The sequence below is a fragment of the Streptomyces sp. NPDC040545 genome, assembly GCF_055595065.1.
Genome location: NZ_JBVIWA010000002.1, coordinates 144,529 through 159,706, shown reverse-complemented (window position 1 = coordinate 159,706; position 15,178 = coordinate 144,529). Strand labels below are relative to the sequence as shown.

Sequence of the window (15,178 nt, the reverse complement as noted above, 5' to 3'; positions counted from 1 at the left end):
CTTCAAGATGCGGCCAGGTGGGCATCAGGCTGGTGGCTCGAGGCCCGTGATCGCGTCATGTTCCCAGACGCGGGCTGGTCAGATGACAGGAGGTCGGCCCAGCCGGGTCAACCGCCAGACCGTTCGCCATCTCATCGGGCGGCGGGGCCCGCAGGGAGTGGTCCACCCCTCCCGGAAACCGCCGAACCAGGCCTTGAGCGCCGGCGCCGACGGCCTGCGTACGAGCGTCAGCAGGAGCCAGACGCCCAGGTAGACCGGGACCAGCGGGGCGGGCAGGTTGCGGCGGGCGAGCCACACCCGGTTACGAGCCACCATACGGTGGTAGACCGCGTGCCGGGAGGGGGCAGTCGTCGGGTGCAGCAGCACCATGTCCGACCGGTAGTCGATCAGCCACCCTGCGTCGAGCGCCCGCCAGGCCAGATCGGTCTCCTCGTGCGCGTAGAAGAACTCCCCCGGCAGTGCTCCGACCTGCTCGAACACCGTCGTGCGGACGGCATTGGCGCCGCCGAGGAAGGTGGTCACGCGCGAAGAGCGCATCGGGTCGGAGGCGCGCAGCCGCGGCACGTGGCGGCGCTGGGTCACACCGGTCTCCGGATCGGCGATCCGGAAGCTGATGATCCCGAGCGCGGGGTCCTCGGCGAAGGCCTGCCGGCACAGCTCGGCGGTGTCGGTGCGCTCCAGCAGACCGTCGTCGTCCAGGAAGAGCAGCACGTCCACGTCGCTGCCGCCGGGGCCGAAGGCCTCGATGCCGACGTTGCGCCCGCCCGGGATGCCCAGGTTCTCGGGCAGGTCGATGGTGCGGACGCCCTCGGGCAGGCCGGTGACCTGCACGCCCTGGCCCACGACGACCACGTCGATCGGGGCGCCGTCCTGGCGGGCCACCGAGTCGAGGAGCGCCTTGAGCTCGTCGGGCCGGTTGCCCATGGTGATGATCACGGCGCCCAGCCGCAGCGGGGCACTCACTTGAGCCTGCTGGAGGCGAGGATGGAGACCAGGTGCAGCACGGTCTGGAGCATGGCGATGGCGGCCAGCACGGCGACCCCGACCCGGGACCAGTACAGGTCGCCCTGCATCTGGTCCACGACGGCCAGCACCAGGATGAGCAGCGAGGCCTCGATGCCGAGGATCAGGCGGTGGAACTTGAGCGCGGCGGCGGCCCGGCGGGCGAGCGCCATGCCCTTCGCGCGCGGCTCGGCGGCCGCGTCCTTGACCACGGGCTTGCCGGCCTGGTGGCGGGCGACGCCGACCAGGTCGGTCTCGGCCTTGATCAGGATGGCGCCGAGCGCGGCCAGGGTGCCCAGGAAGGCCCACAGCCAGTCGGCGCCGCCGGGGCCCCACAGGTCGGCGGCACGCAGGCCGAAGCCGACCAGGACCGCGGCGTCGCACAGGTAGGCGCCGACCCGGTCCAGGTACACGCCGGAGAGCGAGAACTGCTTCTTCCAGCGGGCGACCTCGCCGTCGACGCAGTCGAGCAGCAGGTACATCTGGACCGCGATCACGCCGAGGACGGCGCCCCAGATGCCCGGCACCAGCAGGGCCGGGAGGGCGAGGACGCCGGCCAGGGTCATCAGGTAGGTCAGCTGGTTCGGCGTGACCTTGGTGGTGACCAGGAAGCGGGTGATGCGCAGGGAGATCTCGCGCATGTAGAGGCGCCCGCCCCAGTGCTCGCCGCTGACCCGGTCCTTGACGCCCGCAGGGTGGACGACGGGCCTCAGTTCAGCTACGGATGGTCTTGACATAGTCGGCGTAAGCGTCCCTGATCTCGGCGGCGGACAGGTTGAGGTGCTCCAGGATCGTGAAGCGTCCCGGGCGGGTCTGGGGGGCGTACTCGACGGCCGCGACGAACTCGTCGACGCTGAAGCCGATCTCCTCGGGCCCGACCGGCAGGCCGTGCCGGCGCAGCACCTCGGCGAAGAGGCCGGACTGCTCGGTGGCCCCGCGCAGGTGCATCGCGAAGGCGGCGCCGATGCCGACCTGCTCGCCGTGGAGCGCGGAGCGTCCCGGGTGGAGCAGGTCGAAGGCGTGGCTGATCTCGTGGCAGGCGCCGGACGACGGGCGGGAGTCCCCGCTGATCGACATGGCGATGCCGGAGAGCACCAGCGCCTCGGAGAGCACGGTAAGGAACTCGTCGTCGCCGCATCCGCCGGGGTGGCGCAGCACGGACTCGCCGGCGGTACGGGCCATGGCGGCGGCCAGGCCGTCGACGGGCTCACCGTTGATCTTGTGCGAGAGCTCCCAGTCGGCGATCGCCGAGATGTTGGAGATCGCGTCACCGATGCCGGCGCGGATGAACCGGACCGGGGCTTCCTTGATCACGTCGAGGTCGATCACCATGGCGATCGGCGTCGGCACACCGTAGGAACCGCGGCCGTTGTCGTTGTCCAGGATGGACACCGGCGAGCAGATGCCGTCGTGCGAGAGGTTGGTGGCGACGGCCACCATGGGCAGCCCGACCCGCGCCGCGGCGTACTTGGCCACGTCGATGATCTTGCCGCCGCCCAGGCCCACGACGGCGTCGTAGCGGCGGCCCTTTATGTCGTCGGCCAGCTTGACCGCGGAGTCGATGGTGCCGTCGACGACCGCGTACCAGTCGGCGTGCGGCAGGACGGGCTCCAGTTTGGCGCGCAGCGCCACGCCGGAGCCGCCGCTGATCGCGATGGCCAGCTTGCCGGAGGCGGAGATCCGCTGGTCGGCCAGGAGGCCGGCCAGGTCGTCCATCGCCCCGCGACTGATGTCGACGACGACGGGCGAGGGGATGAGCCTCGTCAGTACTGGCATGCGATCGTCCGGCCCTTGGCGAGGTCGTCGTGGTTGTCGATCTCGACCCACTTCACGTCGCCGATGGGGGCCACGTCGATGGTGAAGCCGTCGTTGACGAGCTGCTGGTAGCCGTCCTCGTAGTAGAGGTCGGGGTCCCGCTCGAAGGTGGTCTTCAGGGCCTCGGCCAGCTGCTCGGCGGCCTCGGGCTCGATGAGGGTGACACCGATGTACTCGCCGGTGGCGTCGGCGGGGTCCATCAGCTTGGTGATCTTCTGGACGCCCTTCCCGTCGGCGGTGACGACCTTCATCTCCTCGTCGGCCAGGTGCTTGACCGTGTCGAGGGCGAGGATGATCTTCTGGCCGTTGCCGCGGGCGGAGAGCAGGGTGCGCTCGACGGAGACCGGGTGGACGGTGTCGCCGTTGGCGAGGATCACGCCCTGCTTCAGGACGTCACGCGCGCACCACAGGGAGTAGGCGTTGTTCCACTCCTCGGCCTTGTCGTTGTCGATCAGCGTGATCTTGACGCCGTACTTGGCCTCCAGGACCTCGCGGCGGGCGTACACGGCTTCCTTGCGGTAGCCGACGACGATCGCGACCTCGGTGAGGCCGACCTCGGCGAAGTTGCCCAGGGTCAGGTCGAGAACCGTCAGGCTCTCCTCGTCACCCTCGGGGCCGACCGGCACGAGCGCCTTGGGCAGGGTGTCGGTGTAGGGACGCAGACGGCGTCCGGCACCGGCAGCGAGTACAAGGCCGATCATGCTGGTTCTCCTTCGTCATGTACGGCGGGTGCTCCGGAGGAGACCCAGAATCGGATGCTCTCCACGAGCACCACGAGTGCCACGAACACGGCCACGGCCGTGAGCGCGACGGGGAAGTCCGCTTCGCGCGATACGAGGACGGCCGCCAGGGCCGTGATCAGCAGGACCCGGCCTTCGTGGCCGCCGATCGTCCGCACCAGCCAGTGCGGGGGCGCGCCGGTGCCCCCGCGGATGCGGTACACCGTGTCGTAGTGATGGTAGGCGACCGCCGCGATCAGGCCGAATGCCGCCGGGAGGGCCCCGGGGACGTCCGCCTTCATCGCGAGGATCAGCACGGTGGTGTACTCGGCAGCCCGGAACAGCGGCGGGATCAGCCAGTCCAGGGCGCCCCCCAGGGGCGCGGAGACGGCGAGGCCGGCCGCCATGACGTAGATCACCGCGACGGCGATCAGCCGCGGGTCGCCGAAGGGCAGGAACACGGCGCCCGCGATCATCACCAGCGTGCCGAGGGCCGCCACGTACACGGAGCCGAAGGACCCGGCGCGGCCGCGCAGCAGGCGGGCCTGGAGCTCGGCGAGCGGGCCGGAGTCGGCCAGGTCGGCCAGCGCCTGGGCCGCCCGGTCGGTGCGGGTGGCCTTGCGCGTCAGGGAGCGCAGGACCCGGCCGGCGGTGGTGTAGAGCGCGCCGAAGGCGCAGCCGATCAGCAGGGCGTAGAAGACGATCCGGGGAGTGGTGAAGGCGGTCAGGACCGCGATCATCGCCCAGCGCTCACCGATCGGGAGGATGATCATCCGGCGGACCCACACGGTCCAGCCGACGCTGTCGAGCCGGCCGGAGAGGGCCGCCGTGGGACTCGTGTTGGCGGTGGCGTCGTGGTTGGCCTCGTTGAAGGAGAAGTCCACGACGTGCCGGCAGGTCATGAGGATCATGGAGCCGACGGCCAGGGCCCAGACGTCGTCGCCGTTCCTGGCCGCGCCGAGCGCGAGGCCCGCGTAGAAGGCGTACTCCTTCGCGCGGTCGAAGGTGGCGTCGAGCCAGGCGCCCATCGTCGAGTACTGGAGCGAGTAGCGGGCGAGCTGCCCGTCGGTGCAGTCCAGCACGAAGGAGACCAGGAGCAGCACCCCGGCCGCCACGTAGCCCCAGCGCTCGCCCGTGGCCGCGCAGCCGGCCGCGATGAGCGCGGTGATCAGCGAGGCGGTGGTGACCTGGTTCGGGGTCAGGCCGCGGCGCGCGCACCAGCGGGCGATGTAGCGCGAGTAGGGGCTGATGCAGAAGGTGGTGAAGAAGCCGTCGCGGGACTTCACGGCGGTCCGCAGGCGTACGGCCTCGTCGTCGACGGCGGCGACGGCGGCACTCGCCGCGTCGCGCTCGGCGGGGCCGGCGGGGACCGCGGCGACGAGCGTGCCCAGTTCGGGGCGCTGGACGGCGGTCCCGGCGGCCTCGACGGCGGCGGCGAGCCGGTCCGCGTACGGGCCGGCCCCGTCGGTGCCCGCGGCGGCGCCGGCGGCCGCCTTGTCGAGGGCGCCGCGGGCCCCGGCCTGGACGGCGAGGGCACCGGTGACGGCGCAGGCGTCGAAGCGCGGGTCGGTCAGTGCGAGGCGCAGCGCGTGCACGTGCCCGACGAAGGCACTGTCCACGACGGCCACCCGCTGGTCGGCGGGTACGCCCGCCAGCGCGGCGGCGGCGTCCTTGGGATCTGCGGCCGGGCGGACGTCGAAGCCGAGGGAGCGCAGCTCGTCCGCGAGCGGTGATCCGGGGACCGGCAGGCCGGTGAGGATGACGGTCGGCAGACGAACTCACTCCTTGTAACGGATTCCGAACGCGCGCCCTTATGGGGCGGCGGCACGTCGGCAGAGGCTATCGGATGAATGGAAGCAGGGGTTCACCACCCGTTTACGCCCTGATAAGCCGAATATCCGGGCCCCGGGCCGGGTTCCGATCATCATTGACGATCACGGCGCGGTACCACAAACGGCCCGGATGTTACGGTGGGCACGCCCCTGAACGTGTCGAGTGGAAGAGGTGGGTTGATGACCGTCGTAGTGGTCGCAGCCATGCGCAGCGAACTCCGGTGCATCTCCCCTTCCTTCCGGGCATCCGGCCGGGCCTGATCACACAGCTGGGCCTCGTCGGCCGGAGCCCCCGTTCCAAGGGTTCACGTTGACCGACAGCAATTCCTTCGACGACACCTCCCATACCGAGGGCGCCGACGACTTCACGCACGCCTTCTTCGCCCTGCACCACGGCCTGCCCCGGCAGGCTCCGGGCTCCGACGCGAGCACCCGCCACCTGTTGTCCCTGTGCGGACCGCTGCCCGAGCGGCCGCGCGTCCTCGACCTGGGCTGCGGCCCGGGCCGCAGCGCGCTGCTGCTCGCCGCCGAGGCGGGCGCGGCGGGCACGGGCGCCGCGGTGACCGCCGTCGACCTGCACGCCCCCTTCCTCGGCGAGCTCCGTACGGCCGCCGTGTCCCGCGGTCTCGCCGACCGGGTCCGCACGATCGAGGCGGACATGGGCGCGCTGACCGGCGAGGACTTCGAGGACGGCTCCTTCGACCTCGTCTGGGCGGAGGGCTCCGCCTACATCCTCGGCTTCGACGCCGCGCTCGCCCGGTGGAAGCGGCTGCTCGCCCCGGGCGGCACCCTCGTCCTGACCGAGTGCCAGTGGTCGGTCCCGGATCCGTCCGCGGGCGCCCGCGCCTTCTGGGACCCGCACTACGCGCTGCGCACCACTGCGGGCAACCTCGCGGCCGCCCAGGCCGCCGGGTACCAGGTGCTCGGCGTGCACGACCTGCCCGACTCCGACTGGGCCGAGTACTACGGCCCGCTCGCCGAGCGGGTCCGTGCCCTGTCCGGAGCCGGCGGCCCGGCGATGGCGCGGGCCCTGGCCGCGACGCGCGAGGAGCTCGGCGTACGGGCCCGCCACGGGCACGAGTACGGGTACACGGGCTACGTCCTGCGCCCGGTGAGCGCCGGGGACGGCGACGCCTGGCCCGCCCGGCCGGAGGCCGCGGCCGACGCGGCGGCCGTCCGGGAGGGTGCCGGCGGGAACGATCAGGTATCCGGCCCCGTTCGGAGTCTGACGCGTGCACGAGGTCATCTGAGTGACCCGTGAGTGAGACGTGAGGTGATCCGCCCCTCGTCGCGTAGCACGCGACGGGGGGCGGACATGCGTGGATCTCCGAAGTGGGGACAAGCCTCTTTTGTACGGCAGACTGAAGGCCGAAGTCCGAAGCGAAGGATGGGTATGCCGACCACACCAGCCACCGCCGCGAACAGCGCGTCCAACGGCACCGGTACTCAAGAACCGATCATGCTCGAACTGGTCGACGAGGCCGGCAACACCATCGGCACGGCGGAGAAGCTCTCCGCCCACCAGGCGCCCGGCCAGTTGCACCGGGCGTTCTCCGTGTTCCTCTTCGACGAGCAGGGCCGTCTGCTGCTCCAGCAGCGGGCCCTCGGGAAGTACCACTCCCCCGGCGTCTGGTCGAACACCTGTTGCGGTCACCCCTACCCCGGGGAGTCGCCCTTCGCGGCCGCGGCCCGGCGGACCCATGAGGAGCTGGGCCTGTCACCCTCGCTGCTCGCGCAGGCGGGGACGGTGCGCTACAACCACCCGGACCCCGCATCGGGTCTGGTGGAGCAGGAGTTCAATCACCTGTTCGTGGGACTCGCGCAGACGGTCGTGCGGCCGGATCCGGAGGAGGTCGAGGACACAGCCTTCGTCACCGCCGCGGAACTGGCGAAGCGGCACGCCGAAGCGCCGTTCTCGGCCTGGTTCATGACCGTGCTGGACGCGGCGCGGCCCGCGATCCGCGAGCTGACCGGCGACGCGGCGGGCTGGTAGCCCGCTCACCGCCCCGCCGACCGCCGGCCGAGCGCCGGCCGCCGCCTCGCCGGCCGCCGACCGCCGCTCAGCCGGCGGTCGGCGGGGCGGTGAGCGGCAGGGCCGCCCAGATCACCTTGCCGCCGGTCGAGGTGTGCTCGACGTCGCAGACCCCGCCGGCCTCCAGGGTGATTTCCCGGACCAGAAGCAGGCCCCTGCCGCCGGTCTGGCCGAAGTCGGCCTCGAGCGCCTTGGGGCGGTAGGGGTGGTTGTCCTCGACGGCCACCCGCACCCACTCACGGCCGATCGCGACCTCGACCGCGACCTCCGGCGAGAGCAGAGCGGCGTGCCGGACCGAGTTCGTCACCAGCTCGGAAACGATCAGGAGCAGGGAGTACACGAGGTCCTGATGGGCCGGCACCCCCTGGCGTCCGAGCAGGTCCCGGACCGCACGGCGGGCCTGCGGAACGGATTCTTCAACCGCGGGCGCGGTGAACCTCCACACACCCTCGTAGGCGAGGGGGTCGGCCGGAGCCTCTGCCTCACCCGCCTTGGCCTGCGGGACACTCCCGCTGACGTCCATGTTGCGTCCCCCGTCTTCACGCTCGATCGTCTCCACGCGACAAGAGTGGGGAACGGGCTGGTCCGGACCGGACCGCTGACCAGAAGTCAGCGCCTATCGGACACATTCTGACCACTGGCGTATGACAGAGTCAGTTGTTCGACTATTCCTGATCTTCTGCCGGACGCTTCCCGGCCGCCTCGCCCGGCCCGTCCCCCGCGGCCGCCGCCGCCGGAACCTCGTCCTCCCTGACCAACCCCAGGATGCGGCGGGAACCCATGCCCATGGCCACCAGGCTCGGCCCGTCGAACAGCAGGGCGAGGGAGAAGAGGGTTCCGATCACGTACAGACTGCTGCCGGGCCAGCTGGAGAGGAACATCGAGGTGAGCGTGGCCACGCCCGTGCAGACCAGAACGACCGGACCGGCCAGACCGGCGACCAGCAGGATCACCCTGAGCGCCGGACTCCCTTGATCATAGGTATGACCGCCCGGGATAGCATCCGGCGCATGGACGCAGCCACGGACGCAACCCTCCGGCACACGGTCGCCGACGGGGTGGCCACGATCGTCATCTCGCACCCCGCCAAGCGCAACGCCATGACCGCCGCCATGTGGCGCGAGCTCCCGGAGCTGGTGGCGGACCTGGCGGACGACCCTGCGGTACGGGTGCTCGTGCTGACCGGGGCCGGGGCGACCTTCTGCGCGGGCGCCGACATCTCCTCGCTGACCGGGGACGCGGCGGAGCCCGGGGAATCCGGTGCTTCCGGGGCCGCGGACCCGCGGGCCCTGGCCGTGGCCGCCGAGGAGGCGCTGGCCGCCTTCCCCAAGCCCACGCTGGCGGCGATCCGCGGCTTCTGCGTGGGTGGCGGCAGCCAGCTCGCGGCCGCCTGCGATCTGCGCTTCGCCGAGGAGGGGGCCTCCTTCGGGGTGACCCCCGCCAAGCTCGGCATCGTCTACCCGGCGTCCTCGACCCGCAGGCTCGCGTCCCTGGTCGGCCCGGCCTGGGCCAAGTACCTCCTCTTCTCCGCGGAGCTGATCGGCGCGCAGACGGCGCTGCGCGCGGGCTTCCTGAACGAGCTGCTGCCGGCCGGTCAACTGGACAAGCGCGTCGCCGAGTTCACCCGGATCCTGGCCTCGCGCTCCCAGCTGACGCAGGCGTCGGCCAAGGAGTTCGCGGACGGCCGGACCGACCGCGACGCGTACTGGGAGGAGCAGGCCGCCGGGAGCGAGGACACCGCGGAGGGGGTCGCCGCGTTCCTGGAACGCCGGGCTCCGCGCTTCACGTGGACCCCGGCTCCGTGACGGCCGGCCGTCAGCCGGCAGCCGGGAACGCCGTTCCCCGCAGCATCTCGACGAGAGCGGCCGGGGCCTTGTCGGGCGAGCCGGCGTCGTAGGGCGGCTGGGGGTCGTACTCGGTCATCAGCTGCACGGCCCGGGCGAAGTCGTCCCCGGCGATCCGGCCGAGCAGGGTGAGCCCCATGTCGATCCCGGAGGACACCCCGGCGGCGGTGACGTACTTCCCGTCGAACACCACGCGCTCACCGGTGGGCTCGGCCCCGTGCTTCGCAAGCTTGTCCAGGTACAGCCAGTGACTGGTGGCCCGCCGGCCGTCGAGCAGCCCGGCGGCGGCCAGCAGCAGGGATCCGGTGCACACCGAAGTGGTCCAGGTGGTGGTGGCGTCGACCGTGCGCAGCCAGTCCAGGACCACGGGATTGGCCATCTCCCGCTCGGGATGGGGCCCGCCGGGCACGATGACGATGTCGGGCCGGGTGACCTCGTCGAGCCCCTTGTCGGCGACGAGCGCGAGCGCCCCGTTGTCGGTCCGTACGGGTCCCGGCCGCTCGGAGACGAAGACGACCTCGGCGCCGGTCAGCCGGCCGAGGGTGTCGAAGGGGCCGATGGCGTCGAGGGCGGTGAAGTGGTCGTAGAGCAGTACGGCGATCTGCATGGCTCCTCCGGAGCGATGGCCGGAACAGGACTCCACCCCCGGTGTGGCGGCTGTTGCTTCTCGGAGCGCCGCTGGCCCTGCCGCGGCGAGAGCCGGGCCCGGGCGGCGAGTGCTCGACGCCCAGCTTCTCCCCCGGGTGCTCGGCTATCCATTGCTGCACGTCCCGCAGCGGGTCCCCGAGAACCGTCCTCCGGGCACCAGGACGGTGGTCCCGGGTCCCGGCTGGGCGCTCGCCAGCTCCCCGTCCGGCACCAGCGTCAGCCCGCTGCTGGTGCGGACGGGCTCTCCCGCGGGAGAAACCGTCCGGATCCCGTATCCGGCGCGCCCCGGGAAGCGGTCGAGCGCGGCGAACACCTCCACCGGCCCGGTCACGTCCAGGCTCTGGACCCCGTCGTGGAGGAGGACGAGGACGGTGCGCGGCGATGACGACATGGCTTCATGGTGTTCCGCCCCCGTGATGTCCGCAATGACGCGCTTCCCACCTATCCGGCCATGCCGGGTGCGGTCCGCGCGCGGATAGGATCGGCACATCATGACTGCAACCCTCGTCGCCAAGAAGCTCACCGCCGCGCACGGTGAGCGCACCCTCTTCGCCGATCTCGACCTCGTCGTCGCCCCCGGCGACGTCATCGGCCTCGTCGGCGTGAACGGCGCCGGGAAGTCCACCCTGCTGCGGCTGCTCGCCGGGCTGGACACCCCCGAGACCGGGGAGCTGCGGCTCTCCCCGCCCGGCGCCGCCGTCGGCCACCTCCCGCAGGAGCCGGAGCGCCGGCCCGCGGAGTCGGTCCGGGAGTTCCTGGCCCGCCGTACGGGTGTGGCGGCCGCGCAGGCCGAGCTCGACGCGGCGACGCAGGGTCTGGTGGACGGAACGCCGGGCGCGGACGACGCGTACGCGACCGCGCTGGACCTGTGGCTGAACCTCGGCGGCGCCGACCTCGACGAGCGGGCCCAGGAGGTCGCCGACGAGCTCGGCCTCGCCGTCGGTCTCGACCTGCCCATGACGGCGCTCTCCGGCGGTCAGGCGGCCCGCGCGGGCCTCGCCTCGCTCCTCCTCTCCCGCTACGACGTCTTCCTGCTCGACGAGCCCACCAACGACCTGGACCTGGACGGTCTGGAGCGGCTGGAGCGGTTCGTCAAGGGGCTGCGGGCCGGCACGGTCGTGATCAGCCACGACCGCGAGTTCCTGACCCGGACGGTCACCAAGGTCCTCGAACTCGATCTCGCCCAGCAGCAGATCAACCTCTACGGCGGCGGCTACGACTCCTACCTGGAGGAGCGCGAGCGCGCCCGCAACCACGCCCGCGAGGAGTTCGAGGAGTACGCGGGCAAGAAGTCGGCCCTCGAAGGCCGGGCCCAGATGCAGCGCAACTGGATGGACAAGGGCGTGCGCAACGCCCGCCGCAAGGCTTCCGACAACGACAAGATCGGCAAGAACCTGCGGGGCGAGTCGAGCGAGAAGCAGGCCGCCAAGGCCCGTCAGACGGCGCGGGCGATCGAGCGGCTGGAGGTCGTCGACGAGCCCCGCAAGGAGTGGGAGCTGCGCATGGAGATCGCGGCGGCCCCGCGCTCCGGCGCGGTGGTGGCCACCCTGCGCGAGGCCTCGGTCAAGCGCGGGGACTTCTCCTTCGGCCCGGCCAGTCTGCAGATCGACTGGGCGGACCGGGTGGCGATCACCGGGGCCAACGGCGCCGGCAAGTCCACCCTGCTCGCCGTCCTGCTGGGCCGGCTGGCCCCGGACTCCGGCTCCGCCACCCTCGGCTCCGGCGTCCTGGTCGGCGAGGTGGACCAGGCCCGCGGCCTGTTCCTCGGCGACGAACCGCTGCTCGAAGCCTTCTGCGCGGCGGTCCCCGAGACCGAGCCGGCCGAGGTCCGCACCCTGCTGGCCAAGTTCGGCCTGAAGGCGGCCCACGTCCTGCGCCCGGCGGCCACCCTCTCCCCCGGCGAGCGCACCCGTGCGGCGCTGGCCCTGCTCCAGGGCCGCGGGGTGAACCTGCTGGTCCTGGACGAGCCGACCAACCACCTCGACCTGCCCGCGATCGAGCAGCTGGAGGCCGCCCTCGACGCCTACGAGGGCACCCTCCTGCTGGTCACGCACGACCGCCGGATGCTGGACGCGGTGCACGTGACCCGCCGCCTGGAGGTCTCGGACGGCAGGGTCACCGAGCTCTAGGCCGTCTCCCGCCGGTCCGGGCCGCGATGTCCGGGGCCCGGGCAGGGAAGGCCCGCAGGTCCCCGGGAGGGATGCGGAGTTCCTCGGGGACGAGGTCGGAGCGGGCCGCGTCGAGGAGGTCGGCGAGGCCGAGGTGGAACCAGTCCCGGTGCACGGAGCTGTAGGCCGCCATGAGCGGCCCGACCCGCTCCCGGATCGCGGCCGCCTCGGTGGCGTCGACCCCCGCGGCGGCCAGCCGGTCCAGGGTCGCCGCCCGGTGACTGCGGTCGAACTCGGTGTCGAGGAACGGTTCGAGCAGATCGCCCCAGACGTCGGGCCGCGAGCGCAACGGGATCCCGTTGTCGGTGCAGAACCGCTCCAGGCCGTCGAAGAGCGGGTCGAAGATCACCCTGGCATCCTCCCCCACGGCCGCTCCGCGCGGGTGGGCCCGCGCAAGATCGCCCGTTCCGGGCCCTTGCGGCGGCCCCGGTACCCGCGGACCGGGCCCGCTCAGGCCGCCCGGTCCGCCGGCGGCCGGCGCTTGCGGGCCATGCGGGCGGCCACGAACGTACGCGGGAGGTGGCGGGCGGCGAGGGCGTAGGCGCGGTAGCGGCGGCCGGTGACGCTGACCGGGCGGCGCAGGGCGAGGTCCTTCAGGGCCTGCGCGACCACGGCCTCCGGTTCCAGCCAGACCGCGTCGCGCAGCGCACTGACGTCCATCCCGGCGCGCTCCTGGAACTCGGTGCGGGTGAAGCCGGGGACCACGGCCAGCACCCGTACCCCGTACGGCGCCATGTCCACGCGCAGGGACTCGCTGAAGGCGGTGATCCAGGCCTTGGCGGCCCCGTAGGTCCCGGTCGGCAGGAGTCCGGCCACCGAGGAGACGTTGAGGACCGCGCCCCGGCGGCGGGCGCGCAGGCCCGGCAGTACGGCGTGGGTGAGCCGGAGGGGGACCTTGACCAGCAGGTCGAGCATCCGTTCCTCGTCCTCGACCGGGCTGTACGGGAAGGGCGCGGGCAGCCCGAAGCCCGCGTTGTTGACGAGGATGTCCACGGGCCGGACCGGGTCGGCGAGCCGCTCGGTGACGGCCGCGCGGTCCGCCGGGTCCAGCAGGTCGGCGGGCAGCACCTCGGACGCGGTGCCGTACTCCCGGGCCAGTCCGGCGGCGACGGCGTCGAGCCGGTCCTTGTCGCGGGCGACGAGGACCAGGTCGCAGCCCTTGGCGGCGAAGCCGCGGGCGAAGGCCGCGCCCAGTCCGGCACTGGCGCCGGTGATCAGTACGGTGGTCAAGACTCTTTCACTTCCTTGTGGTGGCGGGCGCGGCGTACGCCTGGGCGACGTCGACGAGGAACCGGGCCTCGTGCGCCAGGTCCCCGCCCTCCTGCGAGGTGTGGATCGCGGCGGGCAGTTCCAGCGCGGCCGCCTCGCCCGGCTGCCCGGGCGCTCCGTCGAGCTTGGCCTGCCGGGCCTCCTTCAGTACCCGGGCCAGCGCGGTGGCGGTGGCCTGCTGCTCGGGGACCCCGTGTCCGGTGACCTGGCCGCGGGCCTGTTCCAGGGCGCCCGGGGCCACGTACTCGCCCAGGATCAGGATCGCGTCGCGCGTCTCGATGACCTTGCGGTACACGAGCAGGTTGCGCGGGACCGGCGGCCACAGCAGCTCCATCACCCGCCAGGCGCGCGGCTTGTTGAGCGCCACGTGCGGCACCGCTTCCACCAGGTCGCGCCACAGCGGCCACAGCCGCCAGGCGGTGGCGATGTCGGCGCAGGTGCGCCGGAGGGTGAACAGGGTGGGCACGAGGATCGCGGCGGCGCGCAGCAGGCCGTGCAGGTTCATGAGCAGCGGGAGGGCGGGCATCGCCCAGGTGCTGCCGAACAGGGCCTTGAGCAGGTACGCCAGCCAGAACAGTCCGGCGAGCGCGGTGCCGAGGCCGAACAGCCGCAGCCCGGCGGCCAGGCCCCGGCTCTCGGTACGGCGGCTGTAGCGCGAGCACAGGGCCACGCAGACGATGTTGGCGGTCACGTGCGCGGAGATCAGCACGAGCCAGTACGCGAGGGAGGGCACCGGGTCGCCGGCCGGCGGCATGGTGTGCGTGCCGTGGCCGGGCGCGGCCGCGTCCAGGGCGAGGAGGGCGCCGAGCCAGGCCACGGTGGCGACGCAGGCGGTGAGCTGGAGCCGGCGGCCGCGGGTGGTGGCGGCCACGAAGTAGAGGACGGCGCCGGCCGACAGCACCCCGATGAGGTTGCGGACGAGGCCGATGGTGTGGGCGTAGCCCGGGCCGCGGCTCATCGCGTACGAGACGACGTCCGGGAGGTTGAGGGTCATCGCGGCGGCGGCGGTGGCGACGGCCAGCCACAGGCCGCGCTGCTGGGGGGAGCGCAGGGCTCCGGGGGCGCGGAGCAGGACGGCGATCCACAGGCACACCACGCTGGGGACGGCGAGCCAGTTGCCGAAGGCGGTCAGGTCAGCTGCCATCGTTGCCCCGCTCGTATCCCATGGCGGACTCCAGCCGGGCCAGCGTGCCGCCGCTCGCGCCGTTCGCGGACCGGGGGCCGGCGTTCGCCGTGCGGATGCGGATCATGCTGGCGAGCATCTCCGCCTCCTGCTCCTGCCGGGTGGTGTAGTTGGTGCGCCCGAGCACCACGGGGGCGTTCCCGTCGGTCTCCTCCCCTTCGAGGGAGTTGTGGCCGAAGAGGATGTGGCCCAGCTCGTGGAGGACGATGTGCTCGCGGTGGAGCGGGGTGGTCTGTGCCTCGTAGAAGACGTAGTCGACGCTGGCCGTGCCCACCCACAGTCCGCAGACTCCGGATTCCGCCGCTTCCTTGGGGAGCGGATGGAGCCGGATGGGGCGGCCGCGGCGCTCGGCTATCCGGCGGCACAGGTCGTCGAGGGAGAAGGGGTGGGTCAGATCCAGATGGCCGAGAATCTGCTCGCACCTCTTGCGGATGCTGAGTTGCCGGTGGGGCATGTGATCCCTCTTCGGACCCTTTCCGGGGCAACGGTGGTAGGCGTGTGTGGGCATGGGCATGACGTCCTGTGCCTTCGAGGCGGCCTCGGGGAATGCGGTCCTGAGGGGAAAACGCGGAAGCCCGTCCGCCGAGTGACGAACGGGCGTTCCACCATGCCTACAGATCTTGTACGGGAGTTGGCAAGGCAAGTCCCCAGGTGGGGAAGCTATTC

Annotated in this window: 16 protein-coding genes and 2 pseudogenes; 5 read left to right on the top strand and 13 right to left on the bottom strand. The window is 72.4% G+C overall.

Annotated features, from left to right (window positions below):
- Positions 1–78 precede the first annotated feature (78 nt).
- Genes ACZ573_RS05670 through ACZ573_RS05650 form a run of 5 tightly spaced genes read right to left on the bottom strand, consistent with a single transcriptional unit; the run spans position 79 to position 5,131 of the window.
- Positions 79–963, bottom strand: coding sequence for a glycosyltransferase family 2 protein (locus ACZ573_RS05670; protein ID WP_471299462.1), 885 nt, complete (start codon positions 961–963; stop codon positions 79–81).
- Positions 960–1,739 carry a CDP-alcohol phosphatidyltransferase family protein gene (locus tag ACZ573_RS05665; RefSeq protein ID WP_314246496.1) on the bottom strand — a complete coding sequence of 260 codons (780 nt, stop codon included), beginning with the start codon at positions 1,737–1,739 and terminating at the stop codon, positions 960–962. Before ACZ573_RS05665 ends, ACZ573_RS05670 begins: the two co-directional genes overlap by 4 nt.
- The gene (locus tag ACZ573_RS05660) at positions 1,717–2,778 is read right to left on the bottom strand and encodes an iron-containing alcohol dehydrogenase family protein (protein WP_301364807.1); all 1,062 of its coding nucleotides are present in this window, start codon (positions 2,776–2,778) and stop codon (positions 1,717–1,719) included. Before ACZ573_RS05660 ends, ACZ573_RS05665 begins: the two co-directional genes overlap by 23 nt.
- Positions 2,766–3,518: a phosphocholine cytidylyltransferase family protein gene (locus ACZ573_RS05655; protein WP_471299458.1), complete on the bottom strand. Its 753-nt coding sequence runs from the start codon at positions 3,516–3,518 to the stop codon at positions 2,766–2,768. The genes ACZ573_RS05660 and ACZ573_RS05655 overlap by 13 nt, the downstream gene beginning before the upstream one ends.
- The gene (locus ACZ573_RS05650; RefSeq protein WP_471299455.1) at positions 3,515–5,131 is read right to left on the bottom strand and encodes a DUF5941 domain-containing protein; all 1,617 of its coding nucleotides are present in this window, start codon (positions 5,129–5,131) and stop codon (positions 3,515–3,517) included. Before ACZ573_RS05650 ends, ACZ573_RS05655 begins: the two co-directional genes overlap by 4 nt.
- Here ACZ573_RS05650 and ACZ573_RS05645 point away from each other — a divergent pair.
- The 3 genes and pseudogenes from ACZ573_RS05645 (at position 5,126) to idi (ending at position 7,361) form a co-directional block, all read left to right on the top strand.
- Entirely contained in the window at positions 5,126–5,269 is a 144-nt protein-coding gene (locus ACZ573_RS05645) for a hypothetical protein (RefSeq protein WP_471299452.1), read from the top strand. The genes ACZ573_RS05650 and ACZ573_RS05645 overlap by 6 nt on opposite strands.
- Positions 5,270–5,678: 409 nt before the next feature.
- Positions 5,679–6,545: pseudogene (locus ACZ573_RS05640) on the top strand (class I SAM-dependent methyltransferase); the annotation flags it as partial.
- A gap of 216 nt (positions 6,546–6,761) precedes the next feature.
- A complete protein-coding gene (gene idi, locus ACZ573_RS05635; protein ID WP_471299449.1) occupies positions 6,762–7,361 on the top strand; it encodes an isopentenyl-diphosphate Delta-isomerase in 600 nt (199 codons plus the stop codon).
- A 67-nt stretch (positions 7,362–7,428) separates the two neighbouring features.
- Here idi and ACZ573_RS05630 read toward each other — a convergent pair whose 3' ends face one another.
- Together ACZ573_RS05630 and ACZ573_RS05625 are read right to left on the bottom strand one after the other, a co-directional pair.
- Positions 7,429–7,923: an ATP-binding protein gene (locus ACZ573_RS05630; protein WP_390798506.1), complete on the bottom strand. Its 495-nt coding sequence runs from the start codon at positions 7,921–7,923 to the stop codon at positions 7,429–7,431.
- 142 nt (positions 7,924–8,065) lie between these two features.
- Entirely contained in the window at positions 8,066–8,353 is a 288-nt protein-coding gene (locus ACZ573_RS05625; RefSeq protein ID WP_471299446.1) for a hypothetical protein, read from the bottom strand.
- Positions 8,354–8,410: 57 nt separating this feature from the next.
- Here ACZ573_RS05625 and ACZ573_RS05620 point away from each other — a divergent pair, with 57 nt between their 5' ends.
- On the top strand, positions 8,411–9,205 hold the full coding sequence (locus ACZ573_RS05620) for an enoyl-CoA hydratase/isomerase family protein (protein ID WP_471299444.1): 795 nt from the start codon (positions 8,411–8,413) through the stop codon (positions 9,203–9,205).
- 10 nt (positions 9,206–9,215) lie between these two features.
- Here the strand turns inward: ACZ573_RS05620 and ACZ573_RS05615 are convergent, their stop codons facing one another.
- Both ACZ573_RS05615 and ACZ573_RS05610 read right to left on the bottom strand, forming a co-directional pair.
- A complete protein-coding gene (locus tag ACZ573_RS05615; RefSeq protein WP_471299441.1) occupies positions 9,216–9,851 on the bottom strand; it encodes a DJ-1/PfpI family protein in 636 nt (211 codons plus the stop codon).
- Between the two features lie 168 nt (positions 9,852–10,019).
- Positions 10,020–10,283 (bottom strand): annotated as a pseudogene (locus ACZ573_RS05610) (DJ-1/PfpI family protein); the annotation flags it as partial.
- Between the two features lie 100 nt (positions 10,284–10,383).
- On the opposite strand from ACZ573_RS05610, the gene ACZ573_RS05605 reads away from it, so the two are divergent.
- Positions 10,384–12,021 carry an ABC-F family ATP-binding cassette domain-containing protein gene (locus ACZ573_RS05605; protein WP_471299438.1) on the top strand — a complete coding sequence of 546 codons (1,638 nt, stop codon included), beginning with the start codon at positions 10,384–10,386 and terminating at the stop codon, positions 12,019–12,021.
- Here the strand turns inward: ACZ573_RS05605 and ACZ573_RS05600 are convergent.
- From ACZ573_RS05600 to ACZ573_RS05585, 4 genes are all read right to left on the bottom strand, one after another.
- Positions 12,008–12,409 (bottom strand): hypothetical protein, encoded by a 402-nt coding sequence (locus ACZ573_RS05600; RefSeq protein WP_471299435.1) that lies wholly within the window; start codon positions 12,407–12,409, stop codon positions 12,008–12,010. The two genes, ACZ573_RS05605 and ACZ573_RS05600, sit on opposite strands and share 14 nt — an antisense overlap.
- A 101-nt stretch (positions 12,410–12,510) precedes the next feature.
- Positions 12,511–13,290: an SDR family NAD(P)-dependent oxidoreductase gene (locus ACZ573_RS05595; protein WP_471299432.1), complete on the bottom strand. Its 780-nt coding sequence runs from the start codon at positions 13,288–13,290 to the stop codon at positions 12,511–12,513.
- A 7-nt stretch (positions 13,291–13,297) separates the two neighbouring features.
- Positions 13,298–14,473: an MAB_1171c family putative transporter gene (locus ACZ573_RS05590; RefSeq protein WP_471299429.1), complete on the bottom strand. Its 1,176-nt coding sequence runs from the start codon at positions 14,471–14,473 to the stop codon at positions 13,298–13,300.
- Positions 14,463–14,966 carry a hypothetical protein gene (locus tag ACZ573_RS05585; RefSeq protein WP_471299424.1) on the bottom strand — a complete coding sequence of 168 codons (504 nt, stop codon included), beginning with the start codon at positions 14,964–14,966 and terminating at the stop codon, positions 14,463–14,465. The genes ACZ573_RS05590 and ACZ573_RS05585 overlap by 11 nt, the downstream gene beginning before the upstream one ends.
- Positions 14,967–15,178: the final 212 nt, after the last annotated feature.